The 12,762-nt window shown below is 64.7% G+C and carries 10 protein-coding genes; all 10 read left to right on the forward strand.

Going from position 1 to position 12,762, the window contains the following annotated elements:
* The first annotated feature begins 626 nt into the window (after window positions 1-626).
* The 10 genes from WS87_RS01460 to WS87_RS01505 all read left to right on the forward strand — a co-directional run bounded on the left by WS87_RS01460 (window position 627) and on the right by WS87_RS01505 (window position 12,752).
* Window positions 627-1,784, forward strand: a complete 1,158-nt coding sequence (locus tag WS87_RS01460) for an ABC transporter substrate-binding protein (protein WP_059531229.1) — start codon at window positions 627-629, stop codon at window positions 1,782-1,784.
* A gap of 201 nt (window positions 1,785-1,985) precedes the next feature.
* Entirely contained in the window at window positions 1,986-3,041 is a 1,056-nt protein-coding gene (locus WS87_RS01465; protein WP_059699580.1) for a branched-chain amino acid ABC transporter permease, read from the forward strand.
* A gap of 4 nt (window positions 3,042-3,045) precedes the next feature.
* The gene (locus WS87_RS01470) at window positions 3,046-4,830 is read left to right on the forward strand and encodes a branched-chain amino acid ABC transporter ATP-binding protein/permease (RefSeq protein WP_059814541.1); all 1,785 of its coding nucleotides are present in this window, start codon (window positions 3,046-3,048) and stop codon (window positions 4,828-4,830) included.
* Complete coding sequence (locus tag WS87_RS01475) at window positions 4,830-5,585, forward strand: ABC transporter ATP-binding protein (RefSeq protein ID WP_059531413.1); 756 nt, start codon at window positions 4,830-4,832, stop codon at window positions 5,583-5,585. The genes WS87_RS01470 and WS87_RS01475 overlap by 1 nt, the downstream gene beginning before the upstream one ends.
* 512 nt (window positions 5,586-6,097) lie before the next feature.
* Entirely contained in the window at window positions 6,098-8,068 is a 1,971-nt protein-coding gene (gene mnmG, locus WS87_RS01480) for a tRNA uridine-5-carboxymethylaminomethyl(34) synthesis enzyme MnmG (RefSeq protein WP_059814538.1), read from the forward strand.
* Window positions 8,065-8,751: a 16S rRNA (guanine(527)-N(7))-methyltransferase RsmG gene (rsmG, locus tag WS87_RS01485; RefSeq protein WP_059814535.1), complete on the forward strand. Its 687-nt coding sequence runs from the start codon at window positions 8,065-8,067 to the stop codon at window positions 8,749-8,751. Before mnmG ends, rsmG begins: the two co-directional genes overlap by 4 nt.
* Before the next feature lie 51 nt (window positions 8,752-8,802).
* Complete coding sequence (locus WS87_RS01490; protein ID WP_044845234.1) at window positions 8,803-9,582, forward strand: ParA family protein; 780 nt, start codon at window positions 8,803-8,805, stop codon at window positions 9,580-9,582.
* Between the two features lie 31 nt (window positions 9,583-9,613).
* On the forward strand, window positions 9,614-10,507 hold the full coding sequence (locus tag WS87_RS01495) for a ParB/RepB/Spo0J family partition protein (protein ID WP_059531410.1): 894 nt from the start codon (window positions 9,614-9,616) through the stop codon (window positions 10,505-10,507).
* 13 nt (window positions 10,508-10,520) lie between these two features.
* A complete protein-coding gene (locus WS87_RS01500; protein ID WP_059814532.1) occupies window positions 10,521-11,651 on the forward strand; it encodes an SLC13 family permease in 1,131 nt (376 codons plus the stop codon).
* Window positions 11,652-12,224: 573 nt separating this feature from the next.
* Entirely contained in the window at window positions 12,225-12,752 is a 528-nt protein-coding gene (locus tag WS87_RS01505) for an ATP synthase subunit I (protein WP_059814529.1), read from the forward strand.
* The last annotated feature ends 10 nt before the right edge of the window (window positions 12,753-12,762 follow it).

Raw genomic sequence — 12,762 nt, forward strand, 5'->3', positions numbered from 1 at the left:
GCCGACCGAGCGGTCGGGAAAACGGTCGGCAGTTCTCCTACAAGCAAAATGCAGAAGAGGGAGTGCGGTTGGATGAGAAGCGCGGGACGATGGATCGGAGTGCGAGGGGCGGCTGGCGCCGCTCGTTCGGGGTCGGCGGTGCACGGGTATGCCCCGGCGTTCACGAGCCGTCCTGCGGCCGGCATGCGCGTTCCGGTGCGATTTGCCGGCACGACGGTCTCCGCGGTCGTTGCGTTCGCATCCGACGTGTCGTTCGCGTTCGCATGAACGGCCGATTTTTCGATCCTGCACCGCCCGCTTGTGGAGCCGAATCCGGCCCGGCCGGCCGACCTTCCGACGATCGTTGCGTTCGCATCGATCGCGTCTCGCGCAACGTCGCATTTCTCCGTTTTGTTCATCCTGACGACATTGCCGCCGCGCATCGTGGCGGTCGCACGACCGTGTCGGCACGCGCCGCGGCGCGTGCGCGCGCGGTCTCGCCGGGGCTTGATGGCGGTGCCGGCGTTTCACGGGAAAACGAGCGTAGGCGCGGTACGGCGAGATAGTTAAATTATTAACTTGTTTGAGGACCGGGAGCCGCCCGAGCGACCCGCGGATTTTTCGAGCAGCGTTTGGAGACAACATAAATGAAGATGAATCGATGGATGGAGGTTTTGCTTGCCGCGGGCCTTGTGTGCGCGGCGGCCACGGCGTCGGCGCAGGTGAAGATCGGTGTGACGCTGTCGGCCACCGGGCCGGCCGCATCGCTCGGGATTCCGGAAAAGAACACGATCGCGCTGCTGCCGAAGGAAATCGCGGGCAAGAGCGTCCAGTACATCGTGCTCGACGATGCGTCCGACACGAGCCGCGCGGTGCAGAACGTGCGCAAGCTGATCGACGAGGATCACGTCGACGCGATCATCGGTTCGTCCGTCACGCCGAACTCGCTCGCGATGCTCGACCCGGTATCGCAGGGGAAGACGCCGACGATCTCGCTCGCGGCGAGCGCGCAGATCATCTCGCCGATGGACGCGAAGCGCGCATGGATGTTCAAGGTGCCGCAGAACGACCAGCTGATGGCCGATGCGATCGCCGGCTACATGGCGAAGCACGGCGTGAAGACGGTCGGCTTCATCGGCTTCGCCGATGCGTACGGCGACAGCTGGTACAAGACGTTCAGCGCAGCGGCCGAGAAGAACGGGCTGAAGCTCGTGTCGAACGAACGTTACAACCGCACCGACGCGTCGGTGATGGGGCAGGTGCTGAAGCTGATGGGCTCGAATCCCGACGCGATGCTGATCGCCGGGTCCGGCACGCCGGCCGCGCTGCCCGCCAAGACGCTAAAGGAGCGTGGCTACAAGGGCAAGGTGTATCAGACGCACGGCGTCGCGAACAACGACTTCCTGCGCGTGTGCGGCAAGGATTGCGAAGGCGAGATCCTGCCGGCCGGCCCGGTGCTCGTGACCGACCAGCTGCCCGATTCGAACCCGGTGAAGAAGCCGGCGCTCGGCTACAAGGCTGCGTACGAGAAGGCATACGGCGCCGGTTCGCTGTCGACCTTCGGCGGCCACGCATGGGATGCGGGGCTGTTGCTGCAGCGTGCGATTCCCGACGCGCTGAAGAAGGGCCAGCCGGGCACCGAGGCGTTCCGCGAGGCGCTGCGCGCGTCGCTCGAGAGCGTGAAGGACCTGCCCGTGTCGCACGGCGTGATCAACACGACGCCGACCGATCACAACGGCTTCGACACGCGTGCGCGCGTGATGGTGCAGATCGTCGACGGCAAGTGGAAGCTGCAGGCCGAATAAGCACCACGTGAAACCGGCGGGCGCGGCGCGAACGGCGCCGTGCGCGCCGTCGGCAGCGGAGCGGGCCTGACGGGCCGCTCCCGTGCCGCATGGAATCACCGGGGCCGGCCGCGTGGCGCCCGACGCGCCGATCTTGCCGTTCGTGCGCCGCGGCCATTCCCGTCTTTCGTTTCTCCGCAGCATTCTCGATACACGAAACGTATGGATCTCTCGATTGCGGCGATCCTCGCGCAAGACGGCATCACGACCGGCGCCATTTATGCATTGCTGTCGCTGGCGCTCGTGCTGGTGTTTTCCGTCACGCGGGTGATCTTCATTCCCCAGGGCGAATTCGTCGCCTACGGTGCGCTCACGCTTGCAGCGCTGCAGGCGCAGAAATTTCCCGCCACCTGCTGGCTGCTGTTCGTGATGGGCATCGCGTGCTTCCTGCTGGAAGTCGGCGGCCTGATCCGCCATCGCGAACGCCGCCATCAGCTCGGCCGCACGCTCGCGACGCTCGCTAGCCGCTACGTGCTGCTGCCGCTCGCGGTGTTCGCGATCACGCGCAGCTTCGCCGCGCAGCCGATGCCGATGCTTGCGCAGATCGCGCTGACGCTCGCGATCGTCGTGCCGATGGGGCCGTTCGTCTACCGGCTCGTTTATCAGCCGATCGCCGAAGGCACGACGCTGCTGCTGCTGATCGTGTCCGTCGCCGTCCATTTCGCGATGGTCGGCCTCGGGCTCGTGATGTTCGGGGCGGAAGGCTCGCGCACCAACGGCTTCGCGGATGCGTCGCTGTCGGTCGGCAGCATGACGGTGTCGGTGCAGAGCATCCTCGTGGTCGTGACCGCGCTGGTGCTGATCGGTGCGCTCTACGTGTACTTCGGCCGCACGATCGCCGGCAAGGCGCTGCGTGCGACGTCGGTGAACCGGCTCGGCGCGCGGCTCGTCGGCATCGGCACGACCGAAGCGGGGCGGCTCGCGTTCACGCTGGCGGCCGGGCTCGGTGTGCTGTCCGGCATCCTCGTCGGTCCGCTGACGACGATCTATTACGACTCCGGCTTCCTGATCGGCCTGAAGGGTTTCGTCGGCGCGATCATCGGCGGGCTGGTCAGCTATCCGCTCGCGGCCGCCGGCTCGCTGCTGGTCGGCGTGCTCGAATCGTATTCGTCGTTCTGGGCGAGCGCGTACAAGGAAGTGATCGTGTTCACGCTGATCATCCCGGTGCTGCTGTGGCGCAGTTTCGCGACGCCGCACACGGAAGAGGAAGAGGAGTGACGCGATGAAGACGATGGTACGCAACAAGACCTTCTGGGTGTTCCTCGTGGCGCTGTTCGCGCTGCCGGTGCTGCCCGGCGCGCTGCAGGTGCCCGAATACTGGATCACGCTGCTGAACTACATCGGCCTCTACGCGATCGTCGCGATCGGACTCGTGCTGCTGACGGGCGTCGGCGGGATGACGAGCTTCGGACAGGCCGCATTCGTCGGCATCGGCGCATATGCGACCGCATTCCTGACGACGCGCTACGGCGTGTCGCCGTGGCTCGCGCTGATCGTCGGCGTCGTGCTGACGGCGCTCGTCGCGCTCGTGCTAGGTGCGGTCACGATGCGCCTGTCCGGGCACTTCCTGCCGCTCGGCACGATCGCGTGGGGCCTCGCGCTGTTCTACCTGTTCGGCAACCTCGAACTGCTCGGCAAGTACGACGGGATCAACGGGATTCCGGCACTGAACCTGTTCGGCATCGAGCTGGGAAGCGGCCGAAGCCTGTACTTCCTGATCTGGGCCGTCGTGCTGGCCGCGATCGTGTCGGTGCAGAACCTGCTCAACAGCCGGCCAGGCCGCGCGATCCGCGCATTGCGCGGCGGCGGCGTGATGGCCGAGGCGATGGGCGTGAACACCGCGTGGATGCGCGTCGTGATCTTCGTCTACGCGGCCGTGCTCGCGGCGGTGTCGGGCTTCCTGTATGCGCACCTGCAGCGCGCGGTGAACCCGACCCCGTTCGGCCTGAACCACGGGATCGAATTCCTGTTCATGGCCGTGGTCGGCGGCGTGTCGCACGTGTGGGGCGCGGTGCTCGGGGCGGCGATCCTCACGGTGCTGCAGGACTATCTGCAGACGCTGTTGCCGAAGCTGCTCGGCTCGGAAGGCAACTTCGAGATCATCGTGTTCGGCGTGCTGATGGTGCTGCTGCTGCAGTACGCACGCCAGGGCGTGTGGCCGTTCGTCGCGAAGCTGTTTCCGCGCGGGCCGCGCGCACATGCGCCCGACCATGCCGATCCGTTGCCGCAGCGCGCGAAGCCGGCGGCGGGCGAGCCGCTGCTCGTCGTCGATAACGCGCGCAAGCAGTTCGGCGGCCTGGTGGCCGTCAACGACGTCAGCTTCGACGTGAAAGCGGGGCAGATCATCGGCCTGATCGGCCCGAATGGCGCCGGCAAGTCGACCACGTTCAACCTCGTGACCGGCGTGCTGCAGCCGACCGCCGGCACGATCACGTTCCGCGGCGAGCGGATTAACGGACTCACGTCGCGCCAGATCGTCCGGCGGGGGATCGGTCGTACGTTCCAGCACGTGAAGCTGCTGCCGACGATGACGGTGCTCGAGAACGTCGCGATCGGCGCGCACCTGCGCGGCCATACGGGCGTGTGGCGCAGCATCGCGCGGCTCAATGCGCACGAGGAAGCGCAGCTGCTGGCCGAGGCGGCACGCCAGATCCGCCGCGTCGGGCTGGAGCGGCACATGTACGACGAAGCGGGCAGCCTCGCGCTCGGTCAGCAGCGGATTCTCGAAATCGCGCGCGCGCTATGCTGCGATCCGACGCTGCTGCTGCTCGACGAGCCGGCTGCCGGGCTGCGCTACCAGGAGAAGCAGCAACTCGCCCACCTGCTGCGGCGCCTGAAGGCGGAAGGGATGAGCGTGTTGCTCGTGGAACATGACATGGATTTCGTGATGAACCTCACCGATCGGCTGGTGGTGATGGAATTCGGCACGCGGATCGCGGAAGGGCTGCCGCAGGATGTGCAGCAGGATCCGGCGGTGCTCGAAGCATATCTGGGCGGGGTGGAGTGATGACGGATACGACGATGCCGATTCTCGACGTGCGCGGCCTGGCGGTGCGTTACGGGAAGGTCGAGGCGCTGCACGGCGCGGCGATCAAGGTCGGCGCCGGGCAGATCGTCAGCGTGATTGGCCCGAACGGGGCCGGCAAGTCGACGCTGCTGAACGCAATCATGGGCGCGTTGCCGGTGACCGGGCATGCGTCAGGGGCAGTGGTGTACCGCGGCAAGGACGTAGGTGCACTGCCGGTTGAGCAGCGTGTCGCACGGGGAATGTGCCTGGTGCCGGAAAAGCGCGAGCTGTTCAGCACGATGACGGTCGAGGATAACCTTGTGCTGGGCGCGTATCGCCGCAAGCTCGCAGGCGAGTCGAACTTCCTCGACCAGCTCGATCATGTGTTTGCGCTGTTTCCGCGGCTCAAGGAGCGGCGCAAGCAGGCGGCCGGTACGCTGTCGGGTGGTGAGCGGCAGATGCTCGCGGTCGGCCGCGCGCTGATGGGCAAGCCCGACTTGCTGATGCTCGACGAGCCGAGTCTCGGACTGGCACCGCTGATCGTGAAGGAGATTTTTCATATCATCAGCGCGTTACGTGGCACAGGCGTCGCGACGCTGCTGATCGAGCAGAATGCTCGGGCCGCGCTGCAGATCTCGGACTACGGCTATGTACTGGAGACGGGGGAGTTTGCGCTGGAAGGGCCGGCGGCCGAGCTGGCGCAAAATCCGCGCGTGATCGAAACATACCTAGGGTTGGTGAAAAAAACGGCTTGATCGGTGGGGCGGTCGGCGGGAAACGGGCGGCGTGTTTCACGTGAAACACGCCGCTTTTGTTTTCTGGAAGAGGGCGGTGCGTCGGTGAATCGGGCGTGGGGATAAGTGCCGGAGCAACGAGCGGAAGCCCTGTGACGAGCGGGGCCCCATCGTCGGGCTGCACAGGGTAGTGAGCGCTGTACGCGCGACGGTGTTCTATCGACACAGGCCAAACGGTACAGGGGATAAGCACAGGAAGGTCGATCCGAAATGCTGTGATGGCGCAGCGACGGCGGGTTTCGCAAACCACTGCCGGGTTCGCGATTTTGCACAGCCTGACGATGTGCGCTGAGGACGCGGCAGCGCCGCCGAAGCAGGCCGCACGGCACAGCTTGCACGGTCGGGCGAAAAAAACGACCAAATGAACCGGCCCTACCATTCGGACGGTCTTCGGGTGAAAAGCGAACCCGCTATAATTCGCCCCATACATTTCTCAGATAGGTTCGTGCGCAGTCCTGCGCACGGAATCCACCATGCTTTTTCCCACAGAATTTGACGTCATCGTCGTCGGTGGCGGGCACGCCGGCACGGAAGCCGCGTTGGCATCGGCCCGTATGGGTGCGAAGACGTTGCTGCTGACCCATAACATCGAAACGCTCGGCCAGATGAGCTGCAATCCGTCGATCGGCGGCATTGGCAAGGGCCATCTGGTCAAGGAAGTCGATGCGCTTGGCGGCGCGATGGCCGCCGCGACGGACGAGAGCGGTATTCAGTTCCGAATCCTCAATTCGTCGAAGGGCCCGGCCGTGCGCGCGACGCGTGCGCAGGCCGACCGCATCCTGTACAAGGCTGCAATCCGCCATCGGCTCGAGAACCAGCCGAACCTGTGGCTGTTCCAGCAGGCTGTCGACGACCTGATGGTCGAAGGCGACCGCGTGGTCGGCGCCGTGACGCAGATCGGCATCCGCTTCCGCGCACGTGCGGTCGTGCTGACGGCCGGTACGTTCCTCGACGGCAAGATTCACGTCGGCCTGAACAACTATACGGGCGGTCGCGCAGGCGATCCGGCGGCCGTGTCGCTGTCGGCTCGCCTGAAGGAGCTGAAGCTGCCGCAGGGCCGCCTGAAGACCGGTACGCCGCCGCGTATCGATGGCCGCTCGATCGACTTTTCGAAGCTGGACGAGCAGCCGGGCGACCTCGATCCGATCCCCGTATTCTCGTTTCTTGGCCGTGCGGAGCAGCATCCGCAGCAGCTGCCGTGCTGGGTGACGCATACGAACGAGCGCACCCACGACATCATTCGCGGCGGCCTCGACCGTTCGCCTATGTATACGGGCGTGATCGAAGGTGTCGGCCCGCGTTACTGCCCGTCGATCGAGGACAAGATCCACCGATTCGCATCGAAGGAATCGCACCAGATCTTCCTTGAGCCGGAAGGGCTGACGACCAACGAGTTCTATCCGAACGGGATTTCGACGAGCCTGCCGTTCGACGTGCAGCTCGAGCTCGTGCACTCGATGCGCGGCCTTGAGAACGCGCACATCCTGCGCCCCGGCTACGCGATCGAATACGACTACTTCGATCCGCGCGCGCTGAAGGCGTCGCTCGAGACGAAGGCGATCAACGGGCTGTTCTTTGCGGGCCAGATCAACGGCACGACTGGCTACGAAGAAGCGGCAGCACAAGGGCTGCTGGCCGGCCTGAATGCAGGCCGCTACGTGCAGGAGAAGGACGCATGGTGCCCGCGTCGCGATCAGGCCTATCTTGGCGTGCTGGTCGACGACCTCGTCACGCGTGGCGTGGCCGAGCCGTACCGGATGTTCACGAGTCGTGCCGAATATCGTCTGAGCCTGCGTGAAGACAATGCGGACATGCGCCTGACCGAGATCGGCCGCGAGCTGGGCCTCGTCGACGACGTGCGCTGGGATGCGTTCAGTCGGAAGCGCGACGCTGTTTCACGTGAAACCGAACGACTGAAGTCGACGTGGGTCACGCCGAAGACGCTGCCGCCTGAAGAGGCGACTGCGTTGCTCGGCAAGGCGATCGATCACGAGTACAGCCTCGCCGAACTGCTGCGCCGCCCCGGTATCAGCTACGACGGTGTGTGCGGCCTGAAGGGTGGTGAATGCGCGCCTGCAGAGCCGCTGGCCGACGATCCGGTGCTGCTCGAGCAGATCAAGGAACAGGTCGAGATTGGCATCAAATATCAGGGCTATATCGAGCGGCAGGCCAGCGAGATCGAGCGCAACGATGCGAACGAGAACACACGCCTGCCGGACGGTATCGATTACCGCGAGGTGCGTGGCCTGTCGTTCGAAGTGAGCCAGAAGCTGAACGAGTTCCGCCCGGAAACGATCGGCCAGGCATCGCGGATTTCGGGCGTCACGCCGGCTGCGATCTCGCTGCTGATGGTGCACCTGAAGCGCCGCGGCCTCGGCCGTCGTAACGGCGCCGCCGCGGAAGTGACGGAACAGGGGCGCGGCACCGTCCCGACGCAACAATGACGGCGCGTCGCGCGCCGGCGGTTAATCGGGACGTACTTGAACAGATGCTCGTCGACGGCACGGCCGCGCTCGACATCACGTTGACGGATGCACAACGCAACCAGCTGCTTGACTATGTCGCGCTGCTCGGCAAGTGGAACGCGGTCTACAACCTGACCGCGATCCGCGACCCGAAGCAGATGCTGATCCAGCACATTCTCGATTCGCTCTCCATCGTTCCGCATCTGCGCGACCGTGCGTCGGCGCGCGTGCTCGACGTGGGTTCGGGGGGCGGGTTGCCCGGTATCGTGCTGGCGATCGTTCAGCCGGGCTGGCAGGTCACGCTGAACGATATCGTGCAGAAGAAGTCTGCATTCCAGACGCAGATGCGCGCCGAGCTGAAGCTCGCGAACTTGTCTGTCGTCACCGGGCGTGTCGAATCGCTGCAGCCTGGCGTCGAAGTGCCGGAAAAATTCGACATGATCGTATCCCGCGCCTTCGCGGATCTATCCGACTTCGTTAAACTTGCTCGACATCTCGTCGCGCCCGGCGGATCGATCTGGGCAATGAAGGGTGTCCATCCGGACGACGAAATTGCACGGTTGCCGGAAGGCAGTCGCGTAAAGCAGGCGATACGGCTGGCGGTACCGATGCTCGATGCCGAACGGCATCTGATCGAGGTCACCGTCGACGAGGCGAATTGAAGGTGCGCGGTAGCGCGCCGTTTGTTTGAAGGTAAAGGGAACACACCAACGATGGCAAAGATCTTCTGCGTTGCGAACCAGAAGGGGGGCGTCGGCAAGACGACGACATCGGTCAATCTCGCCGCAAGCCTTGCAGCGCAGGAGCAACGAGTCCTGCTGATCGATCTCGACCCGCAGGGCAACGCGACGATGGGCAGCGGGATCGACAAGGCCGCCTGCGAGTCGACCGTGTACGAAGTGCTGGTCGACGGCGTATCGGTGACGGACGCGCGCGTGCGTCCGGAAGGTGTCACGTACGACGTGCTGCCGGCCAACCGTGAACTGTCCGGTGCCGAGATCGAACTGATCAGCATCGATAACCGCGAGCGACGGTTGAAGGCCGCGCTCGAACACGTGGCCGACGACTACGACTTCGTGTTGATCGATTGCCCGCCCACGCTGTCGCTGCTGACGCTGAACGGACTGTGCGCGGCGCATGGCGTCGTGATCCCGATGCAGTGCGAATACTTCGCGCTGGAGGGGCTGTCGGATCTCGTCAATACGATCAAGCAGGTTCACGCGAACATGAACCGCGACCTGAAGATCATCGGCTTGCTGCGCGTGATGTTCGATCCGCGTATCACGCTGCAGCAGCAAGTTTCCGATCAACTGAAAGCGCACTTCGGCGACAAGGTGTTCGACGCGGTGATTCCGCGCAACGTGCGCTTGGCGGAAGCGCCGAGTTACGGGTTGCCGGGCGTCGTATTCGACCGTAACTCGCGCGGTGCGCAGGCGTATCTCCAGTTCGGTGCCGAGATGATCGATCGCGTGCGCGCGTTCGAGGTGTCGTGATCCGGACATGAGCGAAGCGAGGAAGAAAGACATGAACGCGGTACCAAAGAAGAAGGGCTTGGGACGTGGCCTCGAAGCGCTGCTCGGCGGCAGTGCGGACATCACCGAAGCGGTGAAGATCGAAGGGGCACCGAACACGCTCGCGCTCGGCAAGCTGCAGGCCGGCAAGTACCAGCCGCGGACGCGGATGGACGAAGGCAGCCTGCAGGAGCTGGCGGCCAGCATTCGCGCGCAAGGCGTGATGCAGCCGATCCTGGTACGACCTATTTCATCTGACAAATACGAAATCATCGCGGGCGAGCGGCGTTTCCGCGCGGCACGCCTGGCTGGCCTCGACGAAGTGCCGGTGCTCGTGAAGGACGTGTCCGATCAGGCTGCCGCCGCGATGGCGCTGATCGAGAACATCCAGCGCGAGGATCTGAATCCGCTGGAAGAGGCGCACGGTATCCAGCGCCTGCTCGATGAGTTCGGTTTCACGCACGAACAGGCGGCCGAATCGGTCGGCCGCTCGCGCAGCGCGGTATCGAACCTGCTGCGCCTGCTGAACCTCGCGGCGCCGGTGCAGACGATGTTGCTGGCCGGTGACCTCGACATGGGCCACGCGCGTGCGCTGCTTGCAGTCGATGCCGCGACGCAGATCACGCTCGCGCACCAGGTGGTCAACAAACGCATGTCGGTGCGCGAGACCGAGAAGCTGGTCGCGCATACGACGAAGGAAGCGCCGGCGGTGAAGGCGCGCGCGAAGGACGATGGCGGCCGCGACACACGTCGTCTCGAGGAGGAGTTGTCCGACCTGCTCGCGTCGACAGTGAAGATCAAGCTCGGCCGCCGCGGGCGAGGGCAGGTGATGATCGACTTCGGCAACCTCGACGCGCTCGAGGGCATTCTTGCGCGTCTGCGCGGCAACGTCGCGACCGAAGAATAACGAGGCACGATCGATGGAAAACACGGGCGCGCCGGCGCCGCGCCGGTGGCTTGGCTGGCTTTTGCAGGAACCCGTACTGACGGTGCTGGCGCTTGCGCTGATTGTTCTGCAATGGTTGCGTCCGCAACCAGTTGACGCACTGGTCGGTCTCGTCGACTGGCAGACCGTCGCGACGCTCGCGGGTCTGCTAATGCTGACCAAAGCGCTCGAGCTGTCCGGGTGCCTGATGTGGCTCGCGCATCGCATCGTGCATCACGTGCATTCCGAGCGCGGGCTCGCGATGCTGCTCGTCGTGTTCGCGGCGGCGCTCGCGATGTGGCTCACCAACGATGTCGCGTTGTTCGTCGTCGTGCCGCTGATGGTATCGCTGCGCACGTTGACGCCGTTGCCGTTCCGGCGGCTCGTGATCGTGGTTGCGCTGGCCGTCAACGCGGGGTCCGTCGCGACCCCGCTCGGCAATCCCCAGAACCTTTTCCTGTGGCAATTGAGCGGCGTGTCGTTCGGCCGCTTCGTCGTCACGCTCGGGCCGCTCGCACTGGCGTTGATGGCGCTGCTGCTCGTGCTGACCGCGTGCGCGTTTCGCGCAAAGCCGCTCGATCTGTCGGGAGACGTCCAGGCCGTTCCCGTGCAGCGCATGCATGCGTTGCTTGCGGCGGTGCTGTTCGGTGCGTTCGTGCTGCTCGCCGATGCGCACAATCCCGTGCCGGGCCTGATCGGCGTCGTGATCGCGCTGCTGGTGGCGAGACGTAACGCAGTCCTGAAGATCGACTGGCTGCTGCTGCTGATCTTCGTGCTGATGTTCGTTGTGCTGCGCAGCGCGGCCGCGCTGCCCGTCGTCCACGATGCAATCGCGCGAACCCATCTCGATTCGCCGCTGCGTGTGTTCGCGGCGGGCGCGGTCGTGTCACAGGGAATCAGCAACGTGCCGGCGGCGATCCTGCTGTCGGAATTCACGCGCGACTGGCGGGCGCTCGCGTTCGGCGTATCGGTCGGTGGCTTCGGTTTCGCGATCGGTTCGCTCGCGAACCTGATCGCGGTGCGTCTCGCGAAGGAGCCGCGCATGTGGCTGCCGTTTCACCTCGTGTCGATTCCGTTCGCGCTCGTGAGCGCGGCGCTGGGTGCGTGGTTGCTCGTTCACGGCTAAGCGATGCGGATCAGTGCGGCGCACGCATGCCGCAAGCCTGGCGGGGAGGGTGCACAGCGTTCCTTGTCGTTGCAAGGTCGGGCCTGTTGATAAGTGTTGCGCCACCACAGTCCAACGACTGTGGTGGCGCAACAACTGATTGCGGGCACCGGCGCGCTCGGTTCGAGCGCATTTCGCGCATCGCGCTCGACGCGGTGGTCACAGTGTTTCCTCTATTGCCCATCGCCGCGTCGGATGGTTTCCCGTGTTCGTGTCACAGCAGAATTCCTGCTGCGATCGCGCCGCGCCGGTGGCGCATGCACCGCACGTCGCTGTCACGTCATTTCGTTGCACCCGCATTTTTTTGGGCGAGAAATGCCGGTACGAAAAACCGACCTTACAACTGTCATCGTACGTCATCGACGCGCGCGTTTTTCACATGATGAGGCGTCGTTTTACGCTGGTTTTTGTCGCGTCTAAAGCCTTGAATCACCTGCAACTATCGCTTACAATCGCCCGGATTTGTTAGCTAGGCACCCCTGAAAGCTTTCGGAAAGCTTGGGGCCGGGTTCAAGGATTTTGCGGAAGATTGCGATGGCGGGTCAGGCGCCGAACGACAGGCACGATGATCACCGAGCGCAACGCACCGCTTCAGCGGCCGGCGAGCGGCGCGAGTCCGATGGCGACGACTGGGATGCCGAGCTGCAAGATAACAACATCGTTCCGCTCACGCGGACGGAAGCCGAGAGGCTGTTCGGTCCGAACGTGAGCAAGCCGTCGCGCGTGACCCCCTACAAGGTGGTGATCGCGCAGGTGGTCTTGTCCCTGGTTGCAACGCTGGCGTGGTGGCTGTTTTCAAAGTCGCCGGGCGCCGCTGCGCAATCCGCGTTTCTGGGCGGGGCGATCGGCTGGGCGCCAAGCGCGTTGTTCGTGGCACGACTGAAGGCAGGTGGTTCGGCCACCGTGATGAGCTGGGTGATGGGCGAAGCCCTGAAGCTCGGCGTGACGATCGGGATGTTCGCCGCAGTGGCGTACGGCTATGCCGGCGTGCACTGGCCGGCACTCCTCGTCACCTACCTCGTCGTGCTGAAGACGTACTGGATCGCGCTGGCCTGGCGGTAAGCAACAAGCA

It is taken from the genome of Burkholderia sp. MSMB0856 (assembly GCF_001524645.2).
GTDB classification, from domain to species: domain Bacteria; phylum Pseudomonadota; class Gammaproteobacteria; order Burkholderiales; family Burkholderiaceae; genus Burkholderia; species Burkholderia diffusa.

Bases quoted from the DNA above. Each gene is read 5' to 3' on its own strand.
- rsmG (WP_059814535.1), top strand. From the start codon at position 8,065: ATGACGGCGCGTCGCGCGCCGGCGGTTAATCGGGACGTACTTGAACAG.
- WS87_RS01470 (WP_059814541.1), top strand. From the start codon at position 3,046: ATGAAGACGATGGTACGCAACAAGACCTTCTGGGTGTTCCTCGTGGCG.
- WS87_RS01490 (WP_044845234.1), top strand. From the start codon at position 8,803: ATGGCAAAGATCTTCTGCGTTGCGAACCAGAAGGGGGGCGTCGGCAAG.
- WS87_RS01475 (WP_059531413.1), top strand. From the start codon at position 4,830: ATGACGGATACGACGATGCCGATTCTCGACGTGCGCGGCCTGGCGGTG.
- mnmG (WP_059814538.1), top strand. From the start codon at position 6,098: ATGCTTTTTCCCACAGAATTTGACGTCATCGTCGTCGGTGGCGGGCAC.
- WS87_RS01460 (WP_059531229.1), top strand. From the start codon at position 627: ATGAAGATGAATCGATGGATGGAGGTTTTGCTTGCCGCGGGCCTTGTG.
- WS87_RS01495 (WP_059531410.1), top strand. From the start codon at position 9,614: ATGAACGCGGTACCAAAGAAGAAGGGCTTGGGACGTGGCCTCGAAGCG.
- WS87_RS01465 (WP_059699580.1), top strand. From the start codon at position 1,986: ATGGATCTCTCGATTGCGGCGATCCTCGCGCAAGACGGCATCACGACC.
- WS87_RS01505 (WP_059814529.1), top strand. From the start codon at position 12,225: ATGGCGGGTCAGGCGCCGAACGACAGGCACGATGATCACCGAGCGCAA.
- WS87_RS01500 (WP_059814532.1), top strand. From the start codon at position 10,521: ATGGAAAACACGGGCGCGCCGGCGCCGCGCCGGTGGCTTGGCTGGCTT.